The following is a 16,841-nucleotide window of genomic DNA, read 5'->3' as shown; positions in this document are numbered from 1 at the left end:
CCTACGCCACGGCCGCCGCCCCCTCGTGCAGCGCCACGGCGGCGGCCGTGTCCTCGATGGCCATCCCGACCGTACGCAGGACGGAGGTCCGTCCGCCGACGCGGACCCCGCCGGTGACCAGCGTGCCCAGGTCGTGCAGGTCGGCCACGCCGATCAGGCCGGCGGCCAGGGCGGCCCGCACCTCGCCGGCGCCCTCCAACGCCGCGGTCCGCTCCTCGACGATCGCCACGGCCCCGGCCAGCAGGGCGGGGTCGAGTTCGATCGCGTCCGGGTGGGTGCCACCGATCACGTTGACGTGCGCGCCGGGCGCCACCCAGTCCGCCTCGACCAGGGGCGTGTTGTCGCTGGTCGAGGTCGCCGTGCAGATGACGGCCGCGTCGGCGACGGCGGCCTTCGCGCTGTCGCAGACGCTCGCGTGCACCGGGTGGGACACCGTGTCCCGGACCCAGTCGGCGAACTGCTCGGCCCGGTCCCTGGTGCGGGAGAACACCCGTACGCTGCGGATCCGGCGCACCGCCGCCACCGCGCGCACCAGGGCCCGCGCCTGCACCCCCGCGCCGATGACCGCGAGGTCCTCGGCGTCCTCGGCGGCACACCAGCGGGTCGCCAGGGCGGCGACCGCGCCGGTGCGCACGGCGGTCAGCTCGGCGCCGTCCAGCAGGGCCGTGATCTGCCCCGTGGTCAGGTCGGTGAGCGCGACGACCCCGTGGATCAGCGGCAGGCCGCGACCGGGATTGTCGGGGGTCAGCGTGGTGATCTTCACGCTGCCGACCCCGCGCCGCTCCCAGACCGCGGGGCTGACCAGCAGGACCCGCTGGGGACCGTGCTCGATGACAGTACGCGCCGGGGAGTCGGTCCGGCCGGCGGCGAGGTCCGCGAACATCTCGCCGAGGGTGTCGATCACCCGCACCAGCTGGGGGGTACCCGCCATCTGCGCGGCGTCGACCGTCACGGGCCCGGTCATCCGGCAGCTCCGCCGGTGCTGAACCGGGCCGCCCAGGCGTCCTCGCGCGCCACGGTGTCGCGGGCCATCCGGGCGAACGGCGGGCCGACCATGTTGCCGTCCAGCACGGCGATCCCGCCGCTGGCCGCGCGTACGGCCTCGGTCACCCTGCGCGCCAGGAGCAGGTCGTCGGCCTGCGGACGCAGCACCCGGTTGATCTCGTCGAGCTCGCCCGGGTGCACCGTCGCCTTGCCGTGGAAGCCCAGCGCCCGCACCCGGGCGGTCTCCTCGGCCAGGACGGCCGGTTCGGCGAGCCGGAAGTTGGCGGTGTCGATGCAGGCGGTGCCGTACCGCGCGCATGCCAGCGCCATCGCCTGCCGGGCGGCGAGCATCGCCTCCCAGCTGATCTCGACCCCGAGCGTGGCGGCCAGGTCGGCCGAGCCGAGGACCAGCCCGTCGCTGGCCCCGGCGATCGCGTCGGTCTCCGCGACCGCCTCCACGGTCTCCACCGTCACGTAGATCTCCGGGTACGCGTCCGCGCTGGCCAGGATCTGACGCAGCAGGGCCACCTCGGCCGCCGAGGTCACCATCGTCATCATGACGATGCCGGGCCGTACCGGGCACTCCACGAGAGCCACCAGGTCCTGCACCGCCGCGACGCTGCCCAGTTGGTTGATGCGGACCGCGACGTTCTCCGGCCGTGGCGCCTTCTCCAGGGCGGCCCGGCACACGACGCGCGCGGCCGCCTTCTCGGCCGCCGGCACCGAGTCCTCCAGGTCGATCAGGTGCACGTCCGCGTCGTACGACCACGCCTTGACCACCCGGTCCAGCGACAGCGCCGGCGTGTAGAGGATGCTGCGCGGGATCGCCCGCGCGCCGCCGCTCACCGGAGCACCTGCTCGGGCAGCGCCGCCGCCGGGCGGGCGCCTGCCTCCACGAGCACGGAGCACAGCCTGGTGATCTGCTCCTCGGTCTGGCCCGCGCGCAGCATGACCCGCAGGCCGGCGGCTCCACGGGCGATGATCGGGAAGAACACGGGCGAGGTGTAGAACCCGGCCTTGAAGACCCGCTGGGCCGCCTCGACGACCGTCTCGTCGCTCATCGGCACCACCCGGATCGGGTACGTGCTGCCGGACTGCTCGGTGGCCAGCAGCGAGTCGAACAGCGCGATGTTGGCCCGCAGCCGCCCCTGCAACCGGGTGAGTTCCTCCGTACGGTGGATCTCCGCCGAGGCGAGCGCGGCGCCCACGGCGGCGGCGTTCATCTTCTGCGAGTAGCCCAGGGGGCCCGCGAAGCGTTCGACGATCCGCCGCGTCTCCTTGGGGAAGCCGTCGAGCAGGATCGCCGTGCCGCCCGCCCCGAAGCCCTTGCTCAGGGTCGCGACGGTGATCGTCCGGTCGTCCCGCACGGGGCAGTGCGAGCGGACGTAGCCGATGCCCCGCTCGCCGTACGCGGACAGCGAGTGCGAGTCGTCGTAGAAGACCAGCATGTTGTACTTGTCCTGCAACACGGCCAGCTCCTCGACGGGCGCGTAGCCGCCGAGGCTGTCCGAGCCGTCCACGACGTAGCAGACACGCTCGTAGGTGCGGCACATGTCCTCGAGGTAGTCGAGGTCGTGGTGGCGGCAGGTGACGACCTCGGTCTCGTCGGCGCAGCTCGGCTTGGCGTTGGCCATCGACACGTGGGCGTTCTTGTCGAAGACCATCAGCGGGCGGGTGCCGTTGCCGAGGTGGCCCGAGGCGATCAGCGGCAGCAGGCCGGTGCTGGCCGCCGCCGTGGAGATCGCGCTGATCACCATCGCGTCGAACAGCTCGCCCAGCGACTCCTCAAGCTCCAGCAGCACCGACGTCTGCACGCGGGTACGCGGGATGCAGTGGTCCAGCACGCCGAAACGGCGCAGCGCGGCGACCGCCCCGTCGATCACCTTGGGATGGGTGTCCAGGTCCAGGTAGGAGCAGACGGTGAAGTTGACGAACTCGTGGCCGTCCGCCATCCGGAAGACGCCGTCGGAGAGGTCGCCGACGATGCCGGCGACCCCGTGCTCCTCGGACATGTTCCAGAAGGCGTTCCCCACGCCGATGAGCTTGTCGTTGTTGCGGTAGCGGTGGGTGGGGGTGATGGTCTTGCGCTCGCTCATCAGGAGTTCACCTCGGTGGGCTTGTAGCTGTAGACACCCTTGACCCTCCGGTACGCGTACGTGTAGAGCGCGACGCCGAGTGCGTGCGGCCTGCGGAGGATCTTCTTCGACTTCAGCCAGAAATTGACGTTGATGTTCATCTCGTCCAGCGACTCGGCCTGGTGCCACCAGCCGAGCGGCAGGTAGAGCATGTGGCCCGGTTCGAGGACGAAGTCGCGGCGCTGGGCGAGCTTCGGCGCCACCCTCGGGAAGCGCGCCAGGTCGACGTTGTCCAGGTCGAACACCTTGGACTTGTCCCCGAACCCGCGCAGCACCGAGCGCGGGTAGTACTCGCGGGAGCCGGGCGGGGCGATGATGAAGCGCTTGCGGCCCTCCAGCGCGACGTTGAAGTTCTCGAACTCGTCGAAGTGGTTCTTGGTGAACACCCCACGGTGGCTGATCCACAGGTTCGCCGCGTACAGCGAGTCGCCGTAGCCGAAGAACTTGTCCGCCTCGAAGCCGATGACGGCGTTCACGTCCGCCGGGCTGTTGCGGATGTTCGACACCACCCGGTGCCACGTGCCCGGAGTGTTCAGGTGGCGCTCGTCGGCGAAGAAGTCGCGGAGCTTGATGTCGCGGGTCTCCCAGCGCCCCGGGTGGTTCTTGTCGCCCGGCTCGGTGAACAGGGTGACGGTCATGTCGGCCAGCCGGCTCGCCACCCCCTCCCGGCCGAGCCCCCGCACGTCGTCCGGCAACGCGATCACCACGGGCACGTCGGCCTTGAACAGGCCGCCGGGGCCGACGGCCATGAACTCGTCGAACGTCATGCGGGCCACGGGTACGGCCGCCGAAACGTTCGCCCTGGACACTGCGTCCGAAACTCCCATGTCGCCCTTCCTCACTGCTGAGGGCCGCGTCACGCGGCCGGTCACGTGGTGGCCCTGCGGCTGCTCAACTCCGCCACCACGTCCACGATCAGGTCCTCCTGGCCGGCGATGGCCTGCCGCCTACCGAGTTCGAAGAACACGTCACGCGCGTCCACACCGGCACGGCCGGACAGCTCGACCACCTGGTGCTTGAATCCCGAGAACACCCCGGCCAGACCGCTCACGATGGACATCGAGGCGGTGACCGGCGGCGCGGGCATCAGTTCGCGCTCCGCGAGGTCGGCGGCGTCGAGGAGCGCGTACAGGTCGATGCCGGTCGCGAACCCGCTGCGCTCCAGGACGGGGACGAGCACCTCGAGCTGGGTGTTGCCCGCCCCGGCGCCGAACCCCCGCGCGCAACCGTCGATGATTCCGGCGCCGGCCTCCGCCGCCGCCACCGAGTTGGCGACGGCCATGCCGAGGTTGTCGTGGCCGTGGAAGATCACCGGCGTGTCGACCGCCGCGGCGATGGCACCGATCCGCGCGGTGACGTCGGCGGGCAGGAAGTGGCCCGCCGAGTCCATGATCCCGACCGCCTGCGCGCCGTAGCCGACGGCCTGCGCCGCGTGCTCGGCCAGCTGGGCGGGCGACGCCATGTGGCTCATCATCAGCACGCAGTGCGCCTCGGCGCCCGCCTCGCGCAGCACCTCCAGATGACGCTCGGCCAGGGAGGTCTCGGTGGCGTGCACCCCGATGCGGACGACGTCGGCGCCGTGGCCGATGGCCCGCCGCAGGTCATCGGAGGTGCCCCAGCCGGGCAGCATGAACACGCCCATCCGGCTGTGCCGCAGCGCTTCGCGGACCGTCGACAGCATCTCGTCGTCGCTCACCGCGGCCTGGCCGACCTGCATGGACGACGCGCCGAGACCGTTGCCGTGCCCGACCTCCACCACCGGGATCCGCGCCGCGTCCGCCGCCTCCGCGTAGCGACGCAGGGCCACGGCCCCGAGCTGGTGGCGGACCGCGTGCTGGCCGTCGCGCAGGGTCGGATCGTGGACCACGACGTTCTTCATCGGACCGCCTCCGCCCCGGCGGTCCGGCCCAGCCGGGCCGCGTGCTGCTCGGCGACCAGGATGGCGGCCGAGTTGATGATGTCGAGATTGCCGGCGTACCGGGGCAGCACGTCGCTGTGCGCGGTGACCTGGAGGGCGACCGTGACGCGGTCGTCGACCACCGTGCAGGCGGTCACCGTGTAGCCGGGGGCGAACGAGCGCACCTGCTCGGCCGCCTCGTCGACCGCCGCGCGCACCGCGGCCGGGTCGGCGCCCGGGATCCGCGCGTGCACGGCCGTCCGGAAGGTCGCCGGCGGCACCGCCGGGCTGATGTTGAGGATCGCCTTGACCTCGGGTACGCCCGAGAACGTCGTGATGGCGTGGCGGGTGGTCGCCACGTACTCGTCGAGGTTCAACCGCGTGCCGCGGCCGGCCACGTCGCTGGCCACCGTCGAGACGACCTCGAGGTAGCGCACGGGAAAACGGGCCGCGAGGGCGTGGGCGACCGGAATCGACGCCTGGCCGCCGCAGCTGATCAGGTTGACGTTTCGCCCGGTCGTCGCCGCCACGCCGGTCACGGTCGGCACCACCATCTGCCCGGCCCTGCTGGGCGTCAGGTCGACCACCAGCATGCCGAGCGGTTCCAGCAACGACCAGTGGTGCAGGTGCGACGCCGCGTTGGTGGCGTCGAAGACGACGTCGAACGCGTCGCCGGCCGCCAGCACGGCGTCGATCCCGGCGGCGGAGACGGGGCAGCCGAGTCGCTCGGCGTGGCGCAGTCCCGCCGAGGCCGGGTTGCGTCCGGCCACCAGGCGGCAGTCCAGCAGGGGGGATCGGTGGATCTTGCTGATCAGGTCCTGGCCGATCGCCCCGGTGCCGATGACGGCGACGGTGGCGGGCTCGACGGTGGGGGCGGCGTCGGTCACGTCGGCGGGAAGGGTCACGACGTGCCCCCAGGGCGCCGGAGCCGGTCGGCCGGCAGCCGGACGGAGGACCGCCGGGCGCGGGTCGCGTGGCTCGCGGCGTCCGGGTCGTGGGTTCTCATGTGCGTCCTCCTCACCATTCGGATTGCGCGGTGGTTGCGGCGAAGGTCGTGCCGGCGCCACGGGCGTACCGGGCCGGTGTGCCGGGTGCCGCCGGCCGGCCCGTGCCGGCCCGGACGCCGCAGGGCCTCGCGACGCCCGTCGCGGCGCGGGCCACCCCCGGGGCGCCACAGCGGGCGGGTCCCGGGAGACGGGTACGCCGGGCGGGTGCCGGGATATGTCGGGACAGGTCGTGACGGGGAGTCGGTCGGCGTATTCCGGTCGACCGGAAATGCCGGGGCGTCGAGCAACAATCGGACATATAGCGTGATCTCAGAAGTCTCGACGTGATAACCGAAGAAGCTCCCGTCTACATGCGCGACAACCAATGCGGCCATTGCGCCCACGTCGCCGTGCCGCCCAGCCGGCATCGAAGCTATCAGATGGCCCCGCCAGGTGGACCTGGCTGTTGCGTCACTCTCACGACAGTCCACCCTGGAGTGCAAATCGTCACAGAACTCCACGGTGGCCGGGACGAATCGTCCACGGGTCACCGCGATCGGGGCGCCTCCGGGCAGTCCGTACGACTCCCACCTGGCGCTTCACCGCGCGGCCCGCGCCGCTCTCCGGCGGGTCCCCGATCCGCCGGCCGCACCGGTGGCACTGGCCATCGACGCCCTCGCCACCATTTGCGACTATCTTCGTCAGCCCACCGCGCTGGCAATTCTGGACGGTCCGGTCATTTGTCGGCGGCGGTGGGCCGGCAGATCGAAAGAGGACGAAATGAGTCGTCGTCGGTCCTGTTCGACCGGCGACGGATGAGCCGCACCCCTGCCGGTTTCGCCTCCCAGCGGAACCGGACGCGCCACCCGCCCCGAGAGGACACGACATGACGACCACCCGGCCGCCCGCAGTGAGCAGGTCGCCACTGGGCCGCGCGTACGCCGAGCACCTGGCCCGCAGCGCGGACACGGACGACCCGGCCGCCGCCGCCCGGGACGCGAGCACCCTCGAGCCGTACCGGGACCGGTTCATGAGCGGCCCCGCCTTCCTCGACGACGCCGAGAGCCGCGCCCTCGCCCGGGACCTGCGCACGGTCTACGACCTGCTGCGCGCCCTGCCGGAGCGGGTGTTCGACGGGGACCTCACCGCGCTGGCGGCAGCCGTCGGCATGGATCCCCTACAGACGGCGCTGATCACGCGCGGCGCCCGCGTCGGGTCGCTCGTGCCGCTGGGCCGCGCCGACCTCTACCACGACGGCGCGGGGTTCCGCCTGCTCGAATTCAACGTCACCAGCGCGCTCGGCGGCTTCGAGACCGCCGACATCAACCGGGCGATGCTGGCGTACCCGCCGCTGCGTGAGTTCGCCGACCGGCACCGGCTGCGGTACCGCGACACGCTCGACTGCATCGTGCGGACGATGTACGCGGAGTGCGCCGCGATGATCCCGACGGACCGGCCACCCGTCGTCGCCGTGGTGGACACGATCGACAACTACCCGATCGTGGGGTCCCGGCTCGAGGTCCTCGCCGAGATGCTGACCGACCACGGCATCGAGGCGATCGGCTGCCACCTCGGCCAGTTCACGTACCCGCAGGGCCGGCCGACCGTGGCGGGCCGACCCGTCGACGTCGTCCTGCGGTACTTCCTGCCGGAGGACCTGGCCGACCCCGCCGTGACGCCCCAGGTCGAACCGCTGCTGGCCGCCGTCGAGCAGGGCAAGGTCGGCCTGTTCAGCCGCCTCGACGCCGAGCTGTACGGCAACAAGGGCACCCTGGCCATGCTCTCCGACGACCGGCACCGGGGCCTGTTCGACGCCGACGAGCTGGCCTGCATCAACCGGCTCCTGCCGTGGACCCGGCACGTACGCCCGCGCGGCACCGATCCCGGGGGCACCGAGGTCGACCTGCTCGCCTACGCCCGCGCCCGGCGGGAGGAGCTGGTCCTCAAGCCGACGCTGCTGCACGGCGGCAACGGCGTCCTCGCCGGCTGGACGGTGAGCGGCGACGAGTGGCAGGCCCGGCTCGACGCGGCGGTCGACGGCCCGTACGTGCTGCAGGAGCGCGTCCAGCCGGCCGCCGAGCCGTTTCCCGACGGTGCCGGCGGCGTGACGGACCTCTACCTGAACTGGGGGGTCTACCTGGCTGACCGCGACCTCGTCGACGAGGACGGATACGCCGGCTGCCTCGTACGCGGCAGCACGGATCCGGGGGTCGGGGTGGTCAGCATGGCCGGCGGCGCGAGGATCGGCTGCGCCTTCCACGGCGGCTGAAGCGGGTCACCGACCGAAAGGCCGGCACGTGCGGCGTCGAGCGCCCGCACGTGCCGGCCGGCAGGCCGTGAGCGGGCTCAGGCGCCCGTGCCGGAGCGCACCCGCGCGATCCAGGCCTCGACGTCGTCGGCGGTACGCGGCATGGCCGAGGACAGGTTCTCGTGACCGTCCTCGGTGACCAGCACGTTGTCCTCGATACGGACGCCGATGCCGCGGAACTCCGCCGGCGCCAGCAGGTCGTCGGCCTTGAAGTAGAGGCCGGGCTCGACCGTGAGGATCATCCCGGGCTTGAGCTCGCCGTCCGTGTAGTCCTGGCGCAGCAGCATCTGGCAGTCGTGCACGTCCATGCCGAGGTGGTGGGACGTGCCGTGGACCATCCACCGCCGGTGCCAGCCGCCGCTCTCGCGGTCCAGGGTCTGTTCGAGGGTGACCCCCTCCGGCAGCAGCCCCCACTCGTGGAGCCGCCGGGCGATGACCACGTTCGCGGCGGCGTGGATGTCGCTGAACTTGTTGCCCGGCTTCACCGCCGCCAGGCCGGCCTCCTGGGCCTCGAGGACCGCCTCGTAGATCTTGCGCTGGACGTCGGTGAAGCGGCCGCTCACCGGGAGGGTGCGGGTGATGTCGGCGGTGTAGAGGGAGTCGACCTCGACACCGGCGTCGACCAGGATCAGGTCGCCCTCGCGGACCGGCCCGGTGTTCTTCGTCCAGTGGATGGTGTTGGCGTGGTCGCCGGAGGCGCAGATGGTCTCGTAACCGATCCCGTTGCCGTCGTGGCGGGCGTACAGGCCGAAGAGGCCCTCGACCCACCGCTCGCCGCGCTCCTTGCCGACGGCCTCGGGCAGCCCGGCGATGATCGCCTCGAAGCCCCGGTGGGTGGCGGCGATCGCCTTGCGCATCTCGCCCACCTCCCACTCGTCCTTGCACAGTCGCATCCCCGAGAGGTGGCGGGCCAACTCCTCGTCGGCCTCGTGCTGCTGGGTGACCGACGCGAGGGTCTCCGCCTGGGCGCGGGTCTCGTCGACGAGCCGGGCGAGCCCGCCGTCGGCCCCCCGTACGACGCGCACCACCGTCGCGCCGGCGTCCTTGGCCAGGACGTCCGGCAGCGAGTCGATGTGCCGGGTGGAGACGCCCAGCCGCTGCTCGATCTCGAGCATCGTGGGGCGGGGCCCGACCCAGAACTCACCGAACCGGGAGTCCGCGAAGAACTCTTCGCTGTCGCGCGGGGCGAGCGGCCGGAAGAACAGGATCGCCTCGTGGCCGTCGGGCTTCGGGTCCAGCACCAGGACGCTGTCGGGCTCGGTGTCGAACCCGAGACCGGTCAGCCAGGCGAAGGCCGTGTGCGGGCGGAAGGTGTAGTCCGTGTCGTTGCTGCGCACCTTGAGGCCACCGGCCGGGATGATGAGGCGCTCTCCCGGGAACCGCCGTGACAAGGCCGCGCGCCGACGGGCCGCGTGGTCGGCGACCTCCGCGCGCGGGACAGGTGCCGCGTCCGGGCTGGCCCAACCAGAGGCGATGAACGCGCGGAACGCGTCGCTCGTCGGGGTGTTGCGGTGGCTGGCTTTCACCTGCTCGTCGCTTGTCATGGTCGATATCCTGCCACGCGCCGCGGAGCCTCGGCAAAGCTGCCGAGGCCCCGACGCCCTCCCCTGCCGGCGCGGGCGCGGCGGACGGCCCGGGTGCCGGGCGGCCTAGCCGTCGACGTAGACGAGATCCATCACGTCGGTGCGCCCCGACCAGCGCAGTTCGAGGCGCCAGCAGCCCGGTTGCGGCATGTCGATGATCGAGGGACCCGGGCCGCCGTCCACCTCCCGGGTCACCCGGGTCCCGGTACCGTCCAGAGTGGCGGTGATCCGGAGGGGATCCCGGGTGGCCGCGGCGGGGGACGTCGGGGCGGGGCGGGCGACCCAGAGGATCTTGTTGTTCGTCCCGACCTTCCTGGAGTGCGCGAGGGGGTGCCCGAACAGCACCGCGACGATCTCGCCGCCGAAGCCGAAGACGTGCGGCATCCGGGTGCTCCCGCTGAATCCGGCGTCCGCCCAGTCGGGCAGCGGCCCCGTCTCGACCCGGGAGCCGCAGCCGGCGGGGACACCCGCCGCGCTCGCCGACGCCGTCCCGGCCGGGGGGCCGACCTGCCGGGGCGGCGGCGCCGTCGTTGTCGCACACCCCGCCAACAGGAGCACCGTCCCCAGCAACGCCCTGCGTCCTGAACCCATGTCACGCCTCCCGACGACTTCGCAAAGGAACCACTGTCGGGACACCGGCCGGCTCCCCCGGGTTCCCGACCGGACCCGCCGGCGTGCAGCGCGACGACTGACGGTGCGCGCCCGGCGCGGTGGGCACCGCTCAGCGCAGTGACCGGGCGACCTCGATCGCCTCGGGCCGGGTCAGGTCGCCCTCGATCCGGTAGCTCACGCCGTCCATCTGCCAGATCAGGGTCGACGCGGCGAGCCGCGCGGTCTCCACCCGGACGGCGCCGGCGCGGTCCACGTAGGCCACCTCGTGCGGGGCCTCGACCCAGACGCCGAATTCGCCGTCCACCTGGACCCAGCTGACTCCCGTCGCGCTGGTCCCCTTGTGGAAGGCGAGGTCGAGACGGCCGTCGAAGGCGTCGATGCGCAGTGCTCCCCCGCGATAGAGCAGGGTCGCCACCCGGTGGGCGCCCGAAGCGTCCGGGTCGGCGACGAACACCTGCTCGGGCGGGCCCAGCTTCGCCGGCACGCGGATCGGGAAGCGCACCTTCCGCTGCGCCTCGCTCACGGCAGCGGGCCGCTGCGACGGCAACGGCGACGGGGTACCGGTGGGCGACACCGGCGCGGGCGTGGTGACGATCGCGATCCCGGCGAAGCGCAGCAGCCCGGCTGCGGCGTCGGCGAGGGCGGCCCGGCCCGGTGGCAGCACCGCGACGACCACGGCGGTGAGCGCCGCGGCGAGGAAGAGACGCCACCGGCGGCGCCGCGGCGCGGGTGCGGCGAGCCGGGCGCGTACGCGGGCGGTCACGTCGGGCGGGTCGGGCGTGCGCAGCCACGCGGAGAGTTCGCGCAGTTCGCGTTCGAGGTCATCCATGGCGCACCTCCGCGACGTCGAGCAGGCCGCGCAGCTTCGCCAGGGCGCGGGAGGTCCGCGACTTCACCGTGCCGCGCTTCCAGCCCAGCACGGCCACGGTCTCGTCCTCACTGAGGTCGAGGAAGAACCGGCACACGATCACCTCGCGGTCGCGCACCGGCAGCAGCCGCAGGGCCCGCACCAGGGCGGTACGGCGTTCCCCGGCGAGGACGGTCTCGACGGCGATGTCCGCGCCGGCCTCCGTACGCGGGTCCGCCACGGCGGCACGCAGGGCGAGTCCGTCGCGTCGGCTGCGCGAGCGGTGCAGGTTGCGGGTCTCGTTGGCCACGATCGCCAGCAGCCAGGACCGGAACGAGGACTCTCCCCGGTAGCGGGAGATCTTGCGATGGCCCTTCACGAACGCCTCCTGCATGACGTCCTCCGCGTCCGGACCCGCGCCGAGCAGCACCGCCGTCCGGTACGCGGACGCGGTGTGCCGGGCGACCAGGACCTCGTACGCCGTCAGGTCGCCCGCCCGGACGCGGGTGACCAACTCTTCGTCGTTCAGGGGTACCTCCGGTGGGGACGCATTCATGACACCGCCCGCGCCCCGCGGGTTCCGGTACCGCCGCGGGCAATTCCGCATCCGGTCGGCATCCTCCCGCGACCCGGCCGGATCGCGCCGGTACAGGTCGGCGGTGCCAGCGGAGTCGGCCACGACGGAACGGTCGGCGACCCTCGCACGCTTGTAGCAAACCTTCTTGACGATTCATCGATGTGTAGCTAAGTTTCAGCCATCCGGACTGAGAGGTCGTCGTCGATGAAGGCCCGACTCGCAACCGTGACCGTCCTGGTGGCCACCCTGTCGGCCACCCTCGCCCCGCCATCCGTCCCGGCCGCCGCCGAGCCCCCGCGCCCGCCAGCCGGTGAACACGGCTGGGTCACCTCCACGCTGCGGCACATGAGCCTGGCCCAGAAGGTCGGCCAGCTCTTCGCCACCTACGTCTACGGCAACGACGCCACCGGCCCCTCGGCCGCCGACCGCGCCGCCAACCGCGCGGCCTTCGGGGTCGAGACGCCGGCAGAGGTCGTCGACCAGTTCCACCTCGGTGGCGTCTGCTACTTCTCGTGGTCGCACAACCTCGACAGCCCGCGCCAGATCGCCACCCTGTCCAACGGGTTGCAGCGGGCCGCCGTCGGCGACGGTGCGAAGGGGCGGGTTCCCCTGCTCATCTCCACCGACCAGGAGCAGGGCGTGGTGCTGCGGATGCCCGCCCCCGCCGCGCAGTTCCCCGGGTCGATGGCCCTGGGCGCCGGGCGGTCGCCCCGGGCCGCGCGCGAGGCCGCGGAGATCACCGGGCGCGAACTGCGCGCGGTCGGCATCCACCAGCCGTACGCGCCGATCGCCGACGTCAACGTCGACCCCGGCAATCCGGTGATCGGCGTACGGTCCTTCGGCGCCGACCCGACCCTGGTGGCCGACCTGACCGCCGCCCAGGTCGCCGGCTTCCAGGACGCCGCCGGCGTGACCGCCGTCGCGAAGCACTTCCCCGGCCACGGCGACACGGCCACCGACAGCCACACCGACCTGCCGGTCATCGACCACAGCCGGCAGGAGTGGGACCGCATCGACGCCCCGCCGTTCCGACGGGCGATCAGCGCCGGCGTCGAGTCGATCATGACGGCGCACATCGTGGTACCCGCGCTCGACCCCTCCGGCGACCCGGCCACGCTGTCGCCGACGATCCTCACCGGCGTGCTGCGCGGCGAGTTCGGCTTCCAGGGCGTCATCGTCACCGACGCGCTGAACATGGCCGGCGTGCGACGCAGGTACGGCGACGAGCGGGTGCCCGTGCTGGCGCTCAAGGCCGGCGCCGACCAGCTGCTGATGCCGCCCGACCTGCGGCTGGCCCGCGACGCGGTGCTGCGGGCCGTCGCCACCGGCGAGCTGACCGAGCGGCGGATCGACGAGTCGGTCCGGCGCATCCTCGCCTTGAAGTACCGGCAGGGGCTGGCCGGGTCGCCGCTGGTCGACGTCGAGCAGGCCGTACGCACGGTCGGCGCGCCCGCGCACCTCGCCGCCGTGGCCCGGGTCACCGACCCGACGCTCACCGCGGTCCGCAACGACGCGGGCCTGCTGCCACTGGCCCCCGGGCAACGGTCGGTGCTGGTCACCGGCTGGGACAGCGCCGCCTTCACCCCGGTCAGGACCGTCGCCGAGGGATTCGCCGCCCGCGGTGCCCGGGCCACCCCCCGGCCCGCGATCCTGCCCTCGGACCAGACCATCGCCGCGACGGCGGCGCTGGCCGCCGAGCACGATCTCACCGTCGTGCTGACCAACAAGGCGTGGGACACGACCGTCACCGATCCACGCGGCACCCAGCAGCGTCTCGTCGCCGCGCTGCTCGCCACCGGCAGGCCCGTGGTGGTGGTCGCGGTACGCGATCCCTACGACGTCGCGTACCTGCCGGGCGTGAGCACCTACCTGGCGACCTACTCGTACACGCGGGCGGCGATGGACGCCCTCGTCCGTGCGCTGCACGGCGAGCTGTCCCCCCGTGGACGGCTGCCCGTCACGATCCCCACGGCCGACGGCTCGGGCACCGTGCTTTACCCCTACGGCCACGGCACGAGCTGGTAGGAGGCAACCCACGATGTCGTCGCTGTGCCCACCCACGCTCCGCCCGCTGGCGCTCGGCCTGGCCGTGGCCGTCCTGGGCGCGACCCTTCCGGCCACGGGAGCCGGGGCCGCGCCGCCCCCGGCCGATCCGGCGCCGCCGGTCGTCACCCCCGCCGACATCCACTTCCGGCACGACACGTTGCGCCCCGGGCACGCCCGCGAGGTCGGCCTGCTGCCCGAACACGTGGACCGCATGCCCGCCGACCTGGCGGCGTACCTCGAACCGACACCGGACCACCCCGGGTATCCCGCGTACGCCGGCGCCGTGGTCCTGGCCGCGAAGGACGGCGTGGTCGTCCAGCACGCCGCCGTGGGCTCCGCGGTCAAGTACGCCGCTGTCGGGCCGCCGCCCGGGCTGGTGGGGGTCGAACTCCCCGCCGACGAGCAGATCCCGGCGCGCCCCGACACCATCTTCGACCTGGCGTCGGTGTCGAAGCTGTTCACCGCCGTCGTGACCATGCAGCAGGTCGAGCGGGGGCGGGTGGACCTCGACGCGCCGGTCGCCCGGTACGTTCCGGAGTTCGCGGCCGGCGGCAAGGAGGCGGTCACCGTACGGATGCTGCTCACCCACACCTCGGGGCTGCCCGCGTTCACGCCCCTGTGGAGCCGGTACCCGACGCCGGCGCAGCGGTTCGCCGCCGCGCTCGCCACGCCGCTCACCCCCGGGGTCGAGCCCGGTACCCGCTACGTCTACTCCGACCTCGGGCTGATCGCGCTGGGCGTGCTGGTCGAGCGGGTGGCCGGCCGGCCGCTGGACATGCTCGTCGCGGAGGGCGTCACCACGCCGCTGGGCATGGCCGACACCGGCTACAACCCGGGACCGCAGCGACGGTCCCGGATCGCCGCGACCGAGTACCAGCCGTACGCCGGGCGGGGCATGGTCCACGGCGAGGTGCACGACGAGAACGCGTGGTCGCTCGGCGGCGTGGCCGGGCACGCGGGGGTGTTCTCCACCGCCGCGGACCTGGCCGTGCTCTGCCAGGCGCTGCTCAACGGCGGCGAGTACCGCGGGCGACGGGTCCTGCGCCCCGAGACGGTGCGCGCGATGCTGGTCAACCACAACGCCCCGCTGGAGCAGGCCTACCCCGAGAGCGATCGTGGGCTGGGCTTCGAACTGGACAAGCACTGGTACATGGCCGGGCTCTCCTCCCCGGTGGCGTTCGGGCATACCGGCTTCACGGGGACGTCGATCGTGGTCGACCCGCTCTCCCACTCGTTCGTCATCCTGCTCAGCAACCGGGTGCATCCCGACCGTGGCTGGGGCAGCAACAACGTCGCCCGCCGCGCCGTCGCGCGCGACCTCGCCGAGGCGATGCCGGTGCGGCCCCGCTCCCGCGAGGCCTGGCGCGCCGACCCGCGCGACAGCGCGGCGCTCACTCTCACCGCCCCGCTGCGCCGCGCGGCCCACGGCGGCACGGCCACCTTCCTGCTCTGGTACGACACCGAGCCCCGCTACGACAGCGCCCGGTTCGAGGTCTCCACCGACGGGGGTGCGACCTGGGCCACGGCACGGATGCTGCTGCGCCACGCCGACCGGCGCTGGACCAGCGACGGCACGGTCACCGGCTACGGCGGCCGGGTCTGGTGGCAGGCCTCGGTCGAGTTGCCCGACGGCGCCACCCACCTGCGCTTCAGCAGCACCACCGACGCCTCCAGCCAGGGCCGGGGCGTCTACGTCGACCGGATCGTGGCGTGGGACCGGCACGGCTCGCTCTTCCAGGGCGAGGGCGCCGACGCCACCCGGCTCGTTCCCGTCGGCTGGTCGCCCGCCCGTGCCTGACATCTCGACGTGCTCCGGTCCCGGTCCGGTGGCCGGCCCGGGCGACCGCCCGGCCGGCGACCCGGGACCGGGCCGCCGGGGCCACCCACCGGCAGAGCCACGGCGGGCCGCGCTGCTGGTCGGCCGCGGGTTCGGGGGCGCGGGTCGCGGCGGTGGATCCGGACGCCCCGCGACCCGGATCACCGGCGGGCGTTCAGGTGTGACGGCACACCAGGTCTGACGCGCACCGCCCCTGCCAGCCGGGGCGCCTGGCCGATCGGCGGCGGACCGCGCAGGCCCCGCATCGTCGGCCGTCGACCCGCGACGGTCGGGAGGACACATCCGGGTGGACGGGGCCAGTCAGCCCGAACGGTCACACCCCGACCGGCCCCACCGAACGCAAGCAATTCATGGTCGACAACGTGTCACTGATCTTAACCGGAGCGAGACGAGCCACCACTAGGGTCAGGGCGCCGATCGATGGGCGTCGTGACGGAACTCGTCTCCCGGGTGGGTGGGAACAGGAAGGGGTGGGAATGAGGGGGGTGGCTCCCTTGGCCATCGGCATCGCCTCCTCGCCGGCCGCACGCAGGCAGCTCGCAGGGCTGCTCGGCGGCACCGAGGCGTTTCTGATCGTCTCGAGCGTCGATCAGGCGCGCACGTTCCTCGGGGTGGCGGGGACACCCCACGCCGCGCCGCCGGCCGCGCCCGCGCTCGGCGCGACGGCGGAATCCGTGGAGCGCGCCGTGACACCGCCGCCGACCGGCCTGCGCGTCGACTCGGACCGGCGGGTGCTGCGCTGGCGGGACCGCGAGGTCGCGTTGACCCGGCTCGAGCACGACTTCCTGCGGTGCCTCGTCGGCGCCCCGGGGCAGGTGTGGACCTACGAACGGCTGCACCTCGAGGTCTGGGGCAACGTGCATCTCGGGCGCGGCTCCGACATGCACTCGGTGGTCCGCCGGGTACGGCACAAGCTGGCCCGGCTGGACGCCTCGGCGACGATCCACGCGGTCCGCGGGGTCGGCTTCCGCCTCGCCCCGATCTGAGCACCGCCTCCCGAGCACCGCGACGTCAGCACCGCGACCTGAG

14 protein-coding genes are annotated in these 16,841 nt (G+C 73.1%); 4 read left to right on the top strand and 10 right to left on the bottom strand.

Going from position 1 to position 16,841, the window contains the following annotated elements:
- Position 1: 1 nt before the first annotated feature.
- The 6 genes from ACGFIR_RS12575 to ACGFIR_RS12550 form a co-directional block, all read right to left on the bottom strand.
- Complete coding sequence (locus ACGFIR_RS12575) at positions 2–964, bottom strand: ornithine cyclodeaminase family protein (protein ID WP_393144833.1); 963 nt, start codon at positions 962–964, stop codon at positions 2–4.
- Positions 961–1,830, bottom strand: coding sequence for an HpcH/HpaI aldolase/citrate lyase family protein (locus ACGFIR_RS12570; RefSeq protein WP_393144831.1), 870 nt, complete (start codon positions 1,828–1,830; stop codon positions 961–963). The genes ACGFIR_RS12575 and ACGFIR_RS12570 overlap by 4 nt, the downstream gene beginning before the upstream one ends.
- Positions 1,827–3,080: an aminotransferase class I/II-fold pyridoxal phosphate-dependent enzyme gene (locus tag ACGFIR_RS12565; RefSeq protein ID WP_393007324.1), complete on the bottom strand. Its 1,254-nt coding sequence runs from the start codon at positions 3,078–3,080 to the stop codon at positions 1,827–1,829. Before ACGFIR_RS12565 ends, ACGFIR_RS12570 begins: the two co-directional genes overlap by 4 nt.
- Complete coding sequence (locus ACGFIR_RS12560) at positions 3,080–3,886, bottom strand: cupin-like domain-containing protein (protein WP_393007322.1); 807 nt, start codon at positions 3,884–3,886, stop codon at positions 3,080–3,082. Before ACGFIR_RS12560 ends, ACGFIR_RS12565 begins: the two co-directional genes overlap by 1 nt.
- 101 nt (positions 3,887–3,987) lie before the next feature.
- On the bottom strand, positions 3,988–4,998 hold the full coding sequence (gene dmpG, locus ACGFIR_RS12555) for a 4-hydroxy-2-oxovalerate aldolase (protein ID WP_393007320.1): 1,011 nt from the start codon (positions 4,996–4,998) through the stop codon (positions 3,988–3,990).
- Complete coding sequence (locus ACGFIR_RS12550) at positions 4,995–5,921, bottom strand: acetaldehyde dehydrogenase (acetylating) (RefSeq protein ID WP_393144829.1); 927 nt, start codon at positions 5,919–5,921, stop codon at positions 4,995–4,997. Before ACGFIR_RS12550 ends, dmpG begins: the two co-directional genes overlap by 4 nt.
- A 967-nt stretch (positions 5,922–6,888) precedes the next feature.
- Here ACGFIR_RS12550 and ACGFIR_RS12545 point away from each other — a divergent pair.
- Complete coding sequence (locus tag ACGFIR_RS12545) at positions 6,889–8,271, top strand: hypothetical protein (protein WP_393144827.1); 1,383 nt, start codon at positions 6,889–6,891, stop codon at positions 8,269–8,271.
- 77 nt (positions 8,272–8,348) lie between these two features.
- Here ACGFIR_RS12545 and ACGFIR_RS12540 read toward each other — a convergent pair whose 3' ends face one another.
- From ACGFIR_RS12540 to ACGFIR_RS12525, 4 genes are all read right to left on the bottom strand, one after another.
- The gene (locus ACGFIR_RS12540) at positions 8,349–9,854 is read right to left on the bottom strand and encodes an aminopeptidase P family protein (RefSeq protein ID WP_393144825.1); all 1,506 of its coding nucleotides are present in this window, start codon (positions 9,852–9,854) and stop codon (positions 8,349–8,351) included.
- Between the two features lie 105 nt (positions 9,855–9,959).
- Positions 9,960–10,484, bottom strand: coding sequence for a hypothetical protein (locus ACGFIR_RS12535; protein ID WP_393144823.1), 525 nt, complete (start codon positions 10,482–10,484; stop codon positions 9,960–9,962).
- 130 nt (positions 10,485–10,614) lie between these two features.
- Positions 10,615–11,334: a hypothetical protein gene (locus tag ACGFIR_RS12530; RefSeq protein ID WP_393144821.1), complete on the bottom strand. Its 720-nt coding sequence runs from the start codon at positions 11,332–11,334 to the stop codon at positions 10,615–10,617.
- A complete protein-coding gene (locus tag ACGFIR_RS12525) occupies positions 11,327–11,908 on the bottom strand; it encodes an RNA polymerase sigma factor (protein ID WP_393007308.1) in 582 nt (193 codons plus the stop codon). Before ACGFIR_RS12525 ends, ACGFIR_RS12530 begins: the two co-directional genes overlap by 8 nt.
- Before the next feature lie 225 nt (positions 11,909–12,133).
- Here ACGFIR_RS12525 and ACGFIR_RS12520 point away from each other — a divergent pair, with 225 nt between their 5' ends.
- The 3 genes from ACGFIR_RS12520 (at position 12,134) to ACGFIR_RS12510 (ending at position 16,798) form a co-directional block, all read left to right on the top strand.
- The gene (locus tag ACGFIR_RS12520; protein ID WP_393144819.1) at positions 12,134–13,954 is read left to right on the top strand and encodes a glycoside hydrolase family 3 protein; all 1,821 of its coding nucleotides are present in this window, start codon (positions 12,134–12,136) and stop codon (positions 13,952–13,954) included.
- Between the two features lie 13 nt (positions 13,955–13,967).
- On the top strand, positions 13,968–15,773 hold the full coding sequence (locus ACGFIR_RS12515) for a serine hydrolase (protein ID WP_393144817.1): 1,806 nt from the start codon (positions 13,968–13,970) through the stop codon (positions 15,771–15,773).
- Between the two features lie 515 nt (positions 15,774–16,288).
- Positions 16,289–16,798, top strand: coding sequence for a winged helix-turn-helix domain-containing protein (locus tag ACGFIR_RS12510; RefSeq protein WP_393007302.1), 510 nt, complete (start codon positions 16,289–16,291; stop codon positions 16,796–16,798).
- The last annotated feature ends 43 nt before the right edge of the window (positions 16,799–16,841 follow it).

It is taken from the genome of Micromonospora sp. NPDC049051, from assembly GCF_043197575.1.
In the GTDB taxonomy this organism is placed as follows: Bacteria; Actinomycetota; Actinomycetes; order Mycobacteriales; family Micromonosporaceae; genus Micromonospora.
This window is presented reverse-complemented; position numbering and strand designations above follow the sequence as displayed.